The sequence below is a fragment of the Flavobacterium akiainvivens genome (assembly GCF_001278115.1).
Taxonomy (GTDB): domain Bacteria; phylum Bacteroidota; class Bacteroidia; order Flavobacteriales; family Flavobacteriaceae; genus Flavobacterium; species Flavobacterium akiainvivens.
In genome coordinates, this window is the sequence record NZ_LIYD01000005.1 from 4,455,413 (window position 1) to 4,470,277 (window position 14,865).

Genomic DNA, 14,865 nt, shown 5'->3' on the forward strand with positions numbered 1-14,865 from the left:
GCCTTATTAATCGCCGTCGCCGTCTACATAGTCAATGCTTATGTTTAGCGCCTGTAGCATATCAAGCTTTTCGGCAATAACTATTTGTTGCACGGCGTTGTAAGCGTTTACCATCTTAGTGTTATCAGCCGTTACCTGGCTGCTAAAGCTATTGTTGAGCTGGTTTACGGCCGCAAGGGCGGCATCATATTTAGCATTTATAACAGCGCTGAGGTTTTGCCCTTCGCGCACGGCATTTACGGCATCAAGATAGGCACCAAGGCCGGGGCCGTTTGCAGACATGCCAAAATGTTTGCCATTAAAAAAGTCTTTAGAAGCAGTAAGAGCCTCAATAAGTAGTTGCCTGCTCACGTTGTTGTTATAGTAGGCTTCCACCTTATCTGCATAAGTAACACCGTTACTAAAAAGGCCCGCAGGTATGCCCAGCTTAGGGGTACGGGTGTCTTTTTCAAGGTTTTTTACAAAGTTGTTTACCGTTTGGTTTATGGGTGCGCTTACGGCAGTACCCGTACCGGCAATAAACGTTTCGCGGTAGCTGCCGTTCCAGTCGGCCACAATGGCATCTGCAACTGATTTTATATGTGCGGCAAGGTCGGCCACATACTGGCGTGCATTAGGTGTGGTTTCATAATAAGAAATCAGCCCATTATCGGTATCGCCAATGCCATATAGCAGGTAATCCAGCGCAGGGAAACCTTCACGCGTGTATTGCACAGGCTGGGCAAGGTTGTAGTTGCCACTTGCAATGTTATTGTTTATACCGGTAACATCAGTAGGGTAGGTGTTACTGCCTTCTATAAGGTGCAGCTCAAACGCTTTTGGGTCATCAAAAATGCCTACATGCTGAAACGCCTTGTAAGCATCAAGCCAAGCTGTTCTTACCTCTTCAAGTGTTTGCTGGGTATGGTTTTGGGCAAAAGCAGCAGCCTTTGTGTTGAGTACATTGGCCTTAGCCTGGTAATCTTCAAAAGATGGAATAATTATATTATCGGCCCAGTTTGTCATTAGGGCGGTACGGTCATAAGTACCTTCCGATGTAGTGTTATTGTCTGAAGAAGAGCATCCTGCAAGCAGGCCTGCCACAACTGAAAGTGTCAAAACGAAGCGTTTCATACTGATGAAATTTGCGGCAAATGTATAAAGATAAAACCTTTATCTGTAATTATTCTAAATAATTTTTTCATAAAAAGTTTAACATACATTTTGCGGTTATTAAAATTCAAGTACATTTGCCTTGTTTTTAATAAATCTAAATAAACAATAAGATTAAAGATGAAGAAAGTAACCACCAGCTTATTTTTACTTGCAGCTTCAGGCCTTATGATTACAGCCTGTAGTGATGATGACAATGCTACTAATAACAACAATGTAACAAGGGCACAGGTAGTAGAAAACTATGCCGATATAGTATACCAAAACTACCAGGATGCGCTTGATGATGCCGAAAGCCTTGAAGTGGCCGTTAATGCATTTACCGCTAACCCAACCCAAGCTACTTTTGATGCCGCCAAGGCTGCCTGGAAAACATCGCGCGAGAGCTATGGCACTACCGAGGCTTTCCGTTTTGCAAACGGCCCTATTGATAACGACCAGGATTTTGAAGCCCCGGAAGGCCTTATAAATGCATGGCCGCTTGATGAGGCTTATATTGATTATGTACAGGCCAGCGATGCCCAGTATAACGGCGGTATTATAAACAATACTGAGCTTTACCCAACCATTACAAAACAGCTTCTTGAAGAGCTTAATGAAGGCGAAGACGAGAAGAGCATTTCTACCGGTTACCATGCCATTGAGTTTTTGCTTTGGGGCCAGGATATAACTGCCCCTGCTGCAAACCTGCCGGGCCAGAGGCCTTATACTGATTTTGTTGACGGCGGCACTGCCGAAAACCAGGACAGGCGCAGGGCTTACCTTAACGCTGCTGCCGACCTGCTTATAGACCACCTTACGTATCTTGTAGACCTTTGGGCTGAAGGCGGAAGCTACAGGAACACGTTCCTTGCGCTACCTGAAGAAGAGGCACTGCAAAACATTTACCTGGGCATAATTACCCTGTGCAGTTCTGAACTGCCAATTGAGCGTATGTCTGTAGCGCTTGAAAATGCCGACCAGGAAGATGAACACTCGTGCTTTAGCGACAACACGCACCGCGATGTTTACCTAAACTTTGCAGGTATAGTTAACGTTTATGAAGGCAAGTATGGCAATATAGACGGCCCGTCTCTAGCTGACCTTGTAAAACAGGCAAACAACAGCAAGTACAACGATATTGAAAACGCTATAGATGCTGCTGAAGATGATATTGAGGCTATTTTAACCCCGTTTGACCTTGCAATTAGCGGAGGGCCTACAAGCGCTGAGGGTGCTAAAGTTAAAGTGGCTTACACACAGCTTATCATGCTGTCTCAGGAATTGCTTGCCGGTGCAACTGCCAGTGGCATTACTGTAAACGGTATTGAATAATACGTGATTAATGTTATGTTATTTTTATTTAGAGTGCCGTACTTTTGCGGCACTCTTTATTGTTTTATAAATGAATAGTTTAAGGAATACAGGCATTACTTTATTATCGCTCATGGCGCTGTCCTGCGGTAATGATGACAGCGATTACCAAAGGCTGTCTGCCGAGGAAGGCGAACAGTACAGCGGTGGCAGTTCTACCGCTATAAACGCTACTGTCGAAGCTTTTGGCTTTGCATCGTCTACATTAACGCCAGACCAGTCGGTTGATTTTGGGGTGGGTAATTCGCTATTCAGGCAAAGTTGGGTAACGGCGCCTTCATCTACCACGGCGCGAGACGGGCTTGGGCCGTTTTTTAACGCCATATCGTGCAGCGCCTGCCACTTTAAAGACGGGCGTGGCCGTCCACCGGCTTTTGACGGCGAAATGGGTAAAGGCCTGCTTTTACGTTTAAGCACTGCCGGTACCGATGTTTGGGGCGGCGCATTGCCGGATCCTGTGTATGGGCACCAGTTGCAAGACCTTGCATTATTGGGTGTAGATGTAAAAGGGACTTATACTATAACCTATCAAACCCTTACCGAAACCCTGGCAGACGGCACTGTTGTAGAACTGCTTTTGCCTACATACCACATAAATAACCTTGGTTATGGGCCTATGGCATCCGGATTACTTGTATCGCCGCGTGTGGGTAACCAAATGATAGGCCTGGGCTTGCTTGAGGCCGTTCCGCAAAGTACTTATTTAGGTTTTGCAGATGAGTTTGATGCCGATGGTGACGGTATTTCCGGAAGGGCAAACTATGTGTATGATAAAGAAAGCAACAGCCTTAAAATGGGGCTTTTTGGATGGAAAGCCAACCAGCCCAGTATAAGGCAGCAAATAGCCGCGGCATTTCTTAACGATATAGGCATTACATCGCCCATATTCCCTGATGAATATGCACCAACAGGATTTGACATAAGCGGTATACCCAATGGCGGCTCCCCCGAAATTGGAGATGTAGCCTTTAACCGCGTGGTACTGTATTCGCAAACACTATCAGTACCCATAAGGCGAAACTATAATGCTGAAAACGTACTAAGGGGTAAAAAGGTATTTACTGATTTAAACTGTGTGGCGTGCCATATACCTAAAATGCAAACGGGAAACAGTTATTACATAGAAGGGCTTCGTAACCAAACCATTCGCCCGTATACCGATATGCTTTTGCATGATATGGGCCCCGGCCTGGCCGACGGGGCACCTGACTATCTTGCCACCGGCAGCGAATGGCGCACACAGCCACTATGGGGCATAGGCCTTATCAATACCGTTAACGGGCACACCAGGCTGTTGCACGATGGCCGTGCGCGCAATGTTACCGAGGCTATTTTATGGCATGGGGGAGAGGCTGAGCAATCTAAAAATGCCTTTAAGCAGCTGACCCCGCAGGAGCGCCAGGATTTGTTAGACTTTATAGATTCGCTATAAGCACTACACTACATCAATGTTATCACTACATAAACTGAAAACAACCCTTTTTGAGGCAGAAACCAATGCCCCGCTGGTTATTTTCAGGATGTTGTTTGGGGTGTTATTAGCATGGCAGGCCGGTTTATTAGTATGTGAAGGTTGGGTAAAGCGTAACCTTATCGACCCTAAGTTTACTTTCTCGCATATTGGTATGGAGTGGCTGCAGCCGCTGCCGGGTACCGGTATGTACTGGTATTTCGGGTTGCTTGCATTGTACGGTTTACTGGTTATGGCCGGGTTGTTTTACCGCTTTGCAATTATAGGCTATACCGTGCTTTGGGCAGGTGTGTACTTTATGCAGAAAACCACCTACAACAACCATTATTATCTGCTGGTGTTGTTATGCCTCATTATGTGTTTTTTACCGGCTAATGCTAACTTTTCGGTAGACAGTAAGCGGAACCCTAAGATAAAAACAACAGTAATGCCCGCCTGGTGCCGGTATGTAATTATTGCACAAATAGCTGTTGTTTATTTTTATGCGGCTGTGGCAAAGTTATATCCTGAGTGGTTAAACGGCACATTTACAGCCGGTATTTTAAATAAGGCAGGCCGGCATTTTGAGATAGGTTTTTTTAGGCAGCATTGGTTTCATGTTTTTATAGCGTGGGCCGGGTTGCTGTTTGATTTGCTTATAGTGCCCCTGCTGTTATACCGCAAAACACGGGTTTTAGCATTTATAGCTGCAGTGGTTTTCCACGTGTTTAACGGCCTTACCCTGCATATTGGTATTTTTCCTTACCTGTCGCTGGCTATGCTTGTGTTTTTTATCCCACAGGAAAAATTCAGGATTTATAAGCCTTCCGGCGAAAGCCCGGTTGTTGTAAAAAAGGGCAGGGGAGTGCTGCTGTATTTCTTTGTTCCCTACTTTATTTTGCAGGTGTTGCTGCCCATCAGGCATCATTTTATACAGGGCGATGTACTGTGGACCGAAGAAGGCCACCGCCTTAGCTGGCGCATGATGCTGCGCAAGCGTAGTGGTTATGTGCAGTTTAAGGTACAGGACAAACAAACCGGAAAAAAATGGACTTATAACCTCAACAATACCCTTACACCCGTGCAACTTCACAACATGAAAACCAAGCCCGATATGCTTTGGCAAATGGCGCAGCGCATAAAAAATGAGTATGCAGCACAGGGTAAACAGGTAGGGGTTTACATTACTTCAAAAGTTTCGGTAAACAAAAAGCCGGAGCGATTGCTTATTGACCCACATGTAGATATGGCGCTTGCCGAATGGAATTATTTTTCTCACAATGATTGGATTCTTACCTACGAGTGGGAAAAATAAAAATGTTAAAAAAATCTAAAATTTAACTTGACTGGAATTGTGTTTTGTTTGTACTATTGCACTCAATTTAGAATTAGTTTAAATAAAAATAATTGCTTCACAATTAACCAATGAAAAGAAAATTACTACAGCTTGCCTTTGTAACAATGTGTAATGCGGCACTATATGGCCAGACAAATATAACAGTAGGCGACGGTACCGGCTCCGGTACTTTTGGCCCAATAGCATCATGGTATGAATCATCGGCCACCGAAAGTATTTATACCGGAAATGAAATAGGCGTTAGCGGCGAAGTAACAAAGCTTGCCTACCAAAAGGCATCGGGCAATAGCACAACAGAACCCCAGGTTAAAATATACATGAAACAAACCAGCCAGGCGGTTATAGGCCAGGCAGATTATAGCATAGGCGCTACTGCATTTGCAGGATACACGCTGGTATATGAAGGTACTATGCCTAATAACAGCACTACCGGCTGGATGGAAGTAACCCTGCAAACCCCATTTACGGTTTCGGCAGCACAAAACCTTGCCATACTGGTAGTAGGTTCAACCTGTATAGAAAGTGGCAGGCCACAGTACCGCTACACTACATCGCAGGGTAATAAAATGAGTGCGGGGTATGATGATGGCTCAATAGGCTGTGGCGGTAACAACCCGTGGACTTCAGCATCTGTAATGGAGCCCGTGTGGGAGCGCCCTAACGTGAGGCTTGCTTTTGGAACGCTTTCGGCAGAAGGGTTTACAACAGCCAATAGCCTGCTGTATACCGAAGGGGGGAAGCTACACTTTAAATCGGCTGTTGAGGTAAGCAGCATTGCGGTGTATGATGTGCTGGGTAGAGAAGTATATAGCCTTAAGGGCATTAACAGTACAGATGTTGTACTGAGTGCCCTTACTGCACAAAACCAGGTACTTTTTGTAAAGGTAACCGATGCTTACAACCGCACCCTTACCCTGAAAACCGTTTATTAAATGCTTTCACCTATAAAAATATTAGTGGCTGCCTGCCTTGTTACCCTATTGGTGTCAGTAGAATGGCTAACCGATTTTGACAAGGCCAGGCATACTGCCGCAGAACAGGATAAAAATATTATACTGGTTTTTGCGGGTTCAGACTGGTGCGCCCCCTGCATTAAGCTGGAACAAAAAATATGGGAGTCGGATGAATTTAAGGCAGAAGCCGCACAAAAATGGGTGCTGGTAAAGGCAGATTTTCCTAAAAAGAAAGCCAACGCGCTGCCCGAAGCCCAAACGCAGCATAATGCCGCCCTGTATGAAAAATACAATAAAGAAGGGGTGTTTCCGCTTGTGGTAGTAATAGATAAAACCGGCAAGGTGCTGGGTAAAACTACGTATAAAGACATAACACCTGCCGAATACATTAAACATTTGCATACCCTGGAAGGAAAATGAAAAGACTGATTGCCTGTTTACTAATGCTCTCTGCTACCTGCCATGCACAGGTACAGGCTAACCGCACAGTAAAGCTTATGGGCAGCCGCTGCGATATTAGCATTGTAGCCCAGGATTATGAAAAAGCAAACAAATACATAGACACGGTTATAGCCGAGATTACACGTATTGAAAACCTGATATCTGACTGGAAGCCCGAGACCCAGGTAAGTGCCGTAAACCGTAACGCAGGTATAGCCCCGGTAAAGGTAGACCGCGAGGTACTTGAGCTGACAGAAAGGGCGCTGCACTTTTCTAAAATTACCGATGGCGCTTTTGATATAAGCTTTGCAGCCATGGAGCGTATCTGGAAGTTTGACGGCAGCATGACCGAAATGCCAACACCGGAAGCCGTGAAAAAGTCGGTTGAGAAAGTAGGCTATGAAAACATAATTATTGATAAGGAAAACAGTACCATTTTCCTGAAGCTGCCGGGCATGAAAATAGGCTTTGGCGCTCTTGGCGAGGGCTATGCGGCCGACCGCTGCAAGAAAATGATGCTGGAAAAAGGTGTTAAGGCCGGTATTGTAAACGGTTCGGGCGATATGAATACCTGGGGCACACAGCCCGATGGCTCCCCCTGGACCGTGGGTATAACCAACCCTATGAACAAAAACCGTGTGTTTGCTGTTTTTCCGCTACACCAAAGTGCAGTAGTAACCAGTGGCAGCTACGAAAAATTTGCCCTGATAAACGGCAAGCGCTATGCCCATATTATAAACCCGGTAACGGGCTATCCGGCAACGGGGTTGTGTAGCGTAACGGTTATGGGGCCAAGCGCCGAGCTTGCAAACGGCTTTAGTACTTCTATTATGGTGCTGGGCAAAGATGCCGGGCTTAACCTGATTAACCAGTTTCCGCAGCTAAGCTGCATTATGGTGACCGATACCGGTGAGGTATTTTCATCTAAAAACATTGATATTAAAAAATACCAGACAGAAGAGATAAAACATGATTAAAAAACTACCCCTACTGCTGCTTATGGCTGTGTTATTTGCCTCTTGCACAGCAGTAAAAGAGTATGAAAAACAACAGGTAAACGACCCTGAAATGTCGCTTAGCGCCAAGACAACCGAGCGTTATGAAACCAATTTCCAGGTGTACCGCGAGGGTGCAAGCGGTGCTAACGGCGGTAAGACAGGCGGGGGCTGCGGATGCAATTAAAGCTATATGAAACAACTGTACATTTTAATCGGTTTACTTATATCATTTACAGCGCTAAGCCAGGAAGCTATAGACAGCACGTTTGTGTTTAAAAAACGCGTGCTGGAAAGTACCGAAATAGACCTGCTGGGCAGCTATTATGCACAAAGCGGCATACACTCTGCCGTAGGGGGGGGGACCGGTACGGAGGAGCTTACTGATGTGGCATCGGATATTATTATAGCTATGCCGCTAAGCGATGATGCCGTGCTTACTATAGATGCCGGTTTTTCGGCCTACACATCAGCCTCTTCGGGTAATATAAACCCGTTTTTTACCGATGGCAGTTATACCAGCAACACCGGCGCATCGGCACGTTTTGCGGCACCCGGTACATCAGGCTACAAAACCATGGATGATGACGATGATGAATATGAGTCGGCACCGGCACCATACGGCAGCCCGTGGATAGCCAGCAGCGGGGCATCGCAGCACGATGTGCTTACCATGCTTTCGGCAACCTACAGCCATAGTTCTAATGACCGCAATACCATTTGGTCGGTACAGGGCTCGGGCTCGGTAGAATATGACTATCATTCGCTTGGCGTAGGCCTTGGCCTGGCTAAGTTATTTAATGAAAAAAACAGTGAGGTAAGCGTTAAGGCTACGGCTTATTTTGACAAGTGGAAACCCATTTACCCAACCGAACTGCACGAATACGGGCTGTATGGCCTTAACTTTTTAAACAGCGGCTATTTTAACGGTGTAACGGTTTATGACCAGGCCGGAGAGGAAACCCGCAACTACCTGCCATCGGCATTTAATGAGTTTACTAACAGCAACCGCAACTCTTATGCTGTGTCGCTTTCGGGTTCGCAAATCGTGAACAAAAAGCTGCAGGTATCAGTTTTTCTTGATGTGCTGTACCAGCAGGGGTTGCTCTCAACACCCTACCACCGTGTTTATTTTGCCGATAAGGCCAACTATTACATAGGCCAGTCGCGCTACATACCTGTATATAATATGCAGGACAATCAGGGTATTTTCCGCCTGGCAGATGATGTGGAGCGCCTGCCGTCTACACGCTTTAAGCTGCCGGTAGGGGCAAGGGTTAATTACTATATAAACGACTGGATGGTGGCGCGCATGTACTACCGTTATTACAATGATAACTGGGGCTTAACGGCACACACGGCCAGTATTGAGCTGCCGGTAAAGCTGGGCGGCGGGTTTACGGTTTACCCTATGTACCGTTTTTACACACAGCAGGCCATGAAGTATTTTGCGCCGCAGGACAGCCATTATTCGTTTGAGCAGTTTTACACATCTGATTATGACCTGTCGTCTTTTGACAGCCATCAGTATGGCGTAGGCGCAAGCTATGCCGATATTTTCCAGGATTTTAAAATATGGGCTTTCGGGCTTAAGAATATCGATTTGAGGTATAACCACTACAGCCGAAGCGATTCGCTTGAGGCCGATATTATAACCTTCGGGCTAAAATTTGTACACTAATACCCTTAACTATATGAAAAAGCAATTATTATTAATCCTGATGTTTGTTGCAGCGCTGTCGGTTTTCTGGGCCTGTAACAATGATGATAACAACGGTGGTGCCAACCCTGTAATAGGCACCTGGAAGCTTGTGGAAGAATACTACAACGGCAGCCAGGTAGCACTAAGCAACTGCGACAGGGAAGAAACCTACATTTTTGGCCCGGAACAGTTTACACACGAGCTGTATGAAAACACCGGCCGTTTTGCCAGCCCCTACAAATCAGTTAACGACAGTGATGATGAGGAAGGCGATGACGAAGAAAGTGATGACCACAGTAGTGATGACGGGAGTGATGACCACAACAGTGATGACAACCAGACCGACGAAAGCACCGATGATGGTTCTGACGATAACGGCGGCGGCGGTGGAAACGGCGGCAGCTGTATTAATAACGAAAGGGTTATAGGCACCTGGACATCGAGCAGCAGTGTATACAGCCTTACATCTACCGGAGCTACAGAGGTGGTTACCATTACTTTTATAGATGCTAACAGCCGTTTTTATATAGAAAAAACAACAACCGTTAACGGCAGTACCGTAGTGCGCCGCTATGTTTATCAGAAACAGTAATTTGAGTTAGAAAGAAAAAAAGGTACTAACCATGTACCTTTTTTTACGCCTCAATTTATTGTTTAGAATAAGTTTAAATAAATATAATTTAAATACTAACCCTAAAATACATATGAAAATTAATAATTTAATAGTGCTGCTGCTTATGTTTTGCCCGCTGGTTGTGATGGGGCAGACTCCGCCCACATGTACGGTGGGATTTTCTTACAGCGAAGGATTTAATACTTCTACTATTTCAAACTGTTGGTCTCAGGCGCAGGTAAGCGGTGCCACTTCGTCTAACTCAACAATTACTTCTATAACAAGTTCACCATCTGGTCCGACTTTACAAACTTATGATGTTTATGAAGGTGGCCGCTGTTTACGGTTTCGTTCCAGCCTTGCTCTTGCAGGTGTTCAGTCAAGGATTATGTCATCTGCCTTTAATACTGTAGGCAAAATGAACATTACACTAAAATTTATGTTGTGGCATACAAACGAAAGTGCATTTGCATCCTTTAATGATCGTGTTCAGGTGCAGTACTCTACTAATGGTACAACCTGGCAAAATGCAGGAAATGAAATGGTTGTTTATAATTCTGCAACAAACGGATGGTCAGAAAAAACAATTGTATTACCCTCTGGAGCTCAGGGTGCAACCACGCTTTACGTAGCCCTTTTATTTACTTCTGCAAATGGCGCAAATGCCTATGTTGATTATGTAAGGCTAACTGCCGAAGAGGCATCTGTTTGTACCGGCACTCCTGCTCCCGGCAATACGTTATCTTCAGTAAGCAGCGTATGTGCAGGCTCTAATTTTACGCTTTCACTTCAAAATGCCACAACCGGTTCTGGCGTTAGCTACCAATGGCAGTCGTCATCAAACCAAACAACATGGGCTAATATTTCCGGAGCTACGGCTTCAACCCTGACTACTACTCAAAATGCGTCTACTTATTACCGTTGTAATGTTACCTGTTCGGGTAATACAGGCGCTTCAAACCCGGTACAGGTAATAACAGAGCAATTATATGCTGCATTACCTTACACCGAAAGTTTTGAATCATGGCAAAGCAAATGCGACGGTACTTCTAATGTGCCATCGCAATACTGGATGAGCACGCCTTCAGCCGGCAATAACTCATGGAGGAGGAATGACCAGGGTTCAAGCTCTGCTTCATGGTCTTCTAATTCAGGAGCCTATAGCCCGGTAAGCCAGACAGGGTCATATTCTGCAAGGTTCCATACCTATAACACATCAAGCGGCACGCAGGGGGCTTTAGACCTGTATGCAGATTGCAGCAGTGGCAGCAGCAGCAAACGTCTTACGTTTTACTATATCAATACAAGCGGTTCGGATAAAGTTGAGGTATATGTATCTACAAACGGTGGGCAAACCTTTACAAAAATAGGTGCAGATATAGTAACATCATCGTCATGGGCATTGCAAACGCGCGACTTTACATCATCTTCGGCGCAAACGGTTGTCCGTTTAATTGCCACGTCAGATTTTGGTAGTACTGACATTGGTATTGACAATTTAATGCTTGACTATGCACCATCGTGTATGCCACCTACAGGGCTTACAACAGTTAGTGTAGCGGTAAATACGGCAAACATAAGCTGGACTGCACCAGCTACGGCACCGGCCTCGGGTTATGATTACTATTACAGTACATCATCTGCCACCCCGGCTGAAACAGTCACTGCATCGGGTAGTACCAATGCAGGTGTTGCATCGGTAAGTCTTTCGGCCTTAAATGAGGCAACAACTTATTATGTTTGGGTGCGCTCTAAATGCAGTGCCAGCGAAAAAAGTGCATGGTCGTCTGTTTTGAGTTTTACAACCAGTTGTGCAACAGCTGCGGTTCCGTACTATCTTACTTTTGATGATGTAACCGCGCCGGCATTACCAGGCTGTATTACCCAGGAAAACACAACTGCCGATTCTTATTACTGGAGAACCAGCAGTTCATACAAACATTCCGGTACTAACTCGGCCTATATGCCTTCTAACTATACCCAAAACGATTACCTGTATACCAAAGGTATAAACCTTACAGCCGGTACTGCTTACAGGTTGTCATTCAGGTACCTTGTGGGATATTCATCTAACTATAAGGCTAATATAGCTGTTGCTTACAGCTCACAGGCGGCATCTACGGCAACACAGGTTAACCTTTTAACCCTTACTAATTTGCAGGGAGTATCTATGAATACGGCCTTTACATTACAGTATGTAGATTTTACGCCGCAAACATCGGGCGTATATTATATAAGCTTTAGGGCGTATAACCAGGCTGATGTATATATAGATGCAGTAAGTGTTGAAATAGCGCCAACCTGCATAGAGCCTGCTAACCTTGCAGTGGGTACTATAACAGCTAATTCTGCTACGGTAAGCTGGCAGGCAGCAAGCCCGGTTCCGGGTAACGGTTATGAATATTACCTTTCAACAAGCAGCACGGCCCCGGTTGCAGCAACAGCGGCTACAGGTACTGCTACGGGCACTTCGGTTACGCTTTCTAACCTTACGGCAGATACTACTTATTATGTATGGGTGCGTTCGGTTTGTTCAGGTTCAGATAAAAGTGCGTGGACTTTAAGTCCTGTAACACTATTTACAGGATATTGCAGCGTTTCAACTACAAGTTCTACTGATTACATAAGTGCTTTTAGCACAACAGGTGCAGTACAAAATATTAATTACACTGCAACAACACAGCCTGCGGGCTCTTATAGTAATCAGTCGCAAGGGCAGGCCATACAGCAATATACAGGTTTAGGCTTTAACTTTTCAAGTACGTATTCCGGTGGGAATAACGGTATAAATATTTGGGTAGACTGGAATAATGACCTGGTGTTTAGTGATAGCGAAAAGGTACTTAATCTTGCTAATAGCAATGTTACAAAAACCGGAACGGTTAACATACCTGCCGGTACTCTGCCTGGTAATTACCGCTTGCGTGTAAGGGCACAATGGGGCAGCAGTGCAAACCCTGCAGCTTGCGGCAGTGTAAGCTATGGTTCTACTTTAGATTTTACCCTAACCGTATTGCCGGCTTGCAACACCTGGACAGGGGCTGTAAGTAACAACTGGTCTACAGCAGGCAACTGGTGTGGCGGTGTGGTGCCGGGCGCTACAGCTGATGTTGTAATTAATGGAAGTAATACCCCGGAAATTAGCACAGCTACTGCCACAGTTAAAAGCCTTACAATAGAACAGGGGGCAACCGTAACCATTAAAACGGGAGGTACGCTTACGGTAAATAATGCACTTGTAAACAACGGTAGTATAGTGGTAGAAAACAACGCTGCCCTTGTACAGGCTACAGGCTCTATATATACTCAGAGTGCCGGTGCTACAGCGGTAGTGTATCGCGACAGCAACCCGTTATACAGGCTTGATTACACCCTTTGGGGTTCACCTGTTGCAGGCCAGAACCTGTTTGCCTTTAGCGATGATACAGCCGTTAACCGTTTCTATACGTATGGGCTAAACACCAATGGCGAAGAAAACTACCTTGCCGTGCCAGACCCGGCTGCCATTAACTTTGCACCGGCAACAGGCTACCTTATCCGTATGCCTAATAACCTGCCGGATGTTACAGGTTACAACACCGGAGATGCTACTCATGTAGACCATGGCGTGTTTACAGGCACACTAAACAACGGCACCGTGGGTGCAGAAGCAGGCAACCTTGTAAACCATTACATTGCAGTAGCTAACCCATATGCATCGCCCATAAGTGTGGTAGACTTCTTTACCCAAAACAGTGGCGTGCTTGAAGCCGGTGAAGGTATTTACTTCTGGAGGAAGAAAAACAACGCCCTTGCTACCAGCTACGCCCACCTTTCTATGGCAGGCTTTACCGCTAACAGCGCCGCAGGTGGTAATATTGAAAACGGTGGTGCTTATTACTATGGAGGCAATACAACCGGAAGCACCAACTTTAATGAAAACTGGATTATTTCTCCGGCACAGGGCTTCCTTGTAAAACTTAAGAGTGGTATAAGTGCAACTTCTAAAGTAAACTTTACCAACAGCATGAGGCGTGGCGTGCCTGCAATAGGCCAGCCGTTCTTCAGGACACAAAACAATAACGATGCCCCTGCGGTATCAAGGTGGTGGATAAACCTTACCGGTGCCGATGTATTCAGCCAGTCGCTGGTAAGCTACATGCCACAGGCTACCACAGGCCTTGACTATGGTTATGATGCCCGCGCAATTTCAGACGGCCCTATAGCCTTATACTCTAAAGAAGCTGAGGACAACCTTGCCATACAGGCCAGGCCGGCATTTGAAGTGACCGATGTGGTGCCAATGGGCTTTAACATTACCACAGCGGGTGAATACACCCTGGCACTTGACCACGTAGACGGCCAGTTTGCACAGGGCCAGGACATCTTTGTAAAAGACAACCTGCTGGGCACGGTACACAACCTTCAGGATGGCGCTTACACCTTTACAAGTGGTGCAGGCAGCTTTGACACAAGGTTTGAGGTACTGTACCAAACCGATGGCGAACTGGGCACTAACCAGCCTGAACTAGCCAACATGGTACTGGTATACCAGCAAAACGGTGCCATAAACATTACTTCAGGTTCGGTTGAAATGACAGGCGTAACCCTGTATGACATCCGTGGCAGGAAGCTGTATGAGCAAAACGGCATCAATGCTACCCAAACATCGGTAAGCAACCTTGCTGTGGCACAACAGGTAATAATAGTAGAAATACAAACCGTAAACGGTACTGTTTCTAAAAAGATAGTATACTAATTTTTGCCCCTTTATAAAATGAGCTAACCTTCGGCATTGCCGGAGGTTTTTTTATATGCGGTTATACTAATTTTCTTTCAAAGTCAGTTATAATAGTAACCAAAGCCAGCC

11 protein-coding genes are annotated in these 14,865 nt (G+C 45.6%); 10 read left to right on the forward strand and 1 reads right to left on the reverse strand.

What is annotated here, in order from left to right; translation table 11 throughout:
* Nucleotides 1-6: 6 nt before the first annotated feature.
* Nucleotides 7-1,113, reverse strand: coding sequence for an imelysin family protein (locus tag AM279_RS20105; RefSeq protein WP_054409909.1), 1,107 nt, complete (start codon nt 1,111-1,113; stop codon nt 7-9).
* A gap of 159 nt (nt 1,114-1,272) precedes the next feature.
* On the opposite strand from AM279_RS20105, the gene AM279_RS20110 reads away from it, so the two are divergent.
* The 10 genes from AM279_RS20110 to AM279_RS20155 all read left to right on the forward strand — a co-directional run bounded on the left by AM279_RS20110 (nt 1,273) and on the right by AM279_RS20155 (nt 14,754).
* A complete protein-coding gene (locus AM279_RS20110; protein WP_054409911.1) occupies nt 1,273-2,466 on the forward strand; it encodes an imelysin family protein in 1,194 nt (397 codons plus the stop codon).
* Between the two features lie 70 nt (nt 2,467-2,536).
* Nucleotides 2,537-3,937: a di-heme oxidoreductase family protein gene (locus AM279_RS20115; protein ID WP_054409913.1), complete on the forward strand. Its 1,401-nt coding sequence runs from the start codon at nt 2,537-2,539 to the stop codon at nt 3,935-3,937.
* 16 nt (nt 3,938-3,953) lie between these two features.
* On the forward strand, nt 3,954-5,270 hold the full coding sequence (locus AM279_RS20120) for an HTTM domain-containing protein (RefSeq protein WP_054409915.1): 1,317 nt from the start codon (nt 3,954-3,956) through the stop codon (nt 5,268-5,270).
* Between the two features lie 110 nt (nt 5,271-5,380).
* Nucleotides 5,381-6,244, forward strand: a complete 864-nt coding sequence (locus AM279_RS20125) for a T9SS sorting signal type C domain-containing protein (protein ID WP_054409917.1) — start codon at nt 5,381-5,383, stop codon at nt 6,242-6,244.
* Nucleotides 6,245-6,685, forward strand: a complete 441-nt coding sequence (locus tag AM279_RS20130; RefSeq protein WP_054409918.1) for a thioredoxin family protein — start codon at nt 6,245-6,247, stop codon at nt 6,683-6,685.
* Nucleotides 6,682-7,683: an FAD:protein FMN transferase gene (locus AM279_RS20135; protein ID WP_054409920.1), complete on the forward strand. Its 1,002-nt coding sequence runs from the start codon at nt 6,682-6,684 to the stop codon at nt 7,681-7,683. Before AM279_RS20130 ends, AM279_RS20135 begins: the two co-directional genes overlap by 4 nt.
* Nucleotides 7,676-7,888, forward strand: a complete 213-nt coding sequence (locus AM279_RS20140) for a DUF4266 domain-containing protein (protein ID WP_082344274.1) — start codon at nt 7,676-7,678, stop codon at nt 7,886-7,888. Before AM279_RS20135 ends, AM279_RS20140 begins: the two co-directional genes overlap by 8 nt.
* 6 nt (nt 7,889-7,894) lie before the next feature.
* Nucleotides 7,895-9,382, forward strand: a complete 1,488-nt coding sequence (locus AM279_RS20145; RefSeq protein WP_054409921.1) for a DUF3570 domain-containing protein — start codon at nt 7,895-7,897, stop codon at nt 9,380-9,382.
* Between the two features lie 13 nt (nt 9,383-9,395).
* Nucleotides 9,396-9,995, forward strand: a complete 600-nt coding sequence (locus AM279_RS20150) for a lipocalin family protein (RefSeq protein ID WP_054409924.1) — start codon at nt 9,396-9,398, stop codon at nt 9,993-9,995.
* Nucleotides 9,996-10,107: 112 nt separating this feature from the next.
* Nucleotides 10,108-14,754 (forward strand): GEVED domain-containing protein, encoded by a 4,647-nt coding sequence (locus tag AM279_RS20155; protein ID WP_143090436.1) that lies wholly within the window; start codon nt 10,108-10,110, stop codon nt 14,752-14,754.
* Nucleotides 14,755-14,865: the final 111 nt, after the last annotated feature.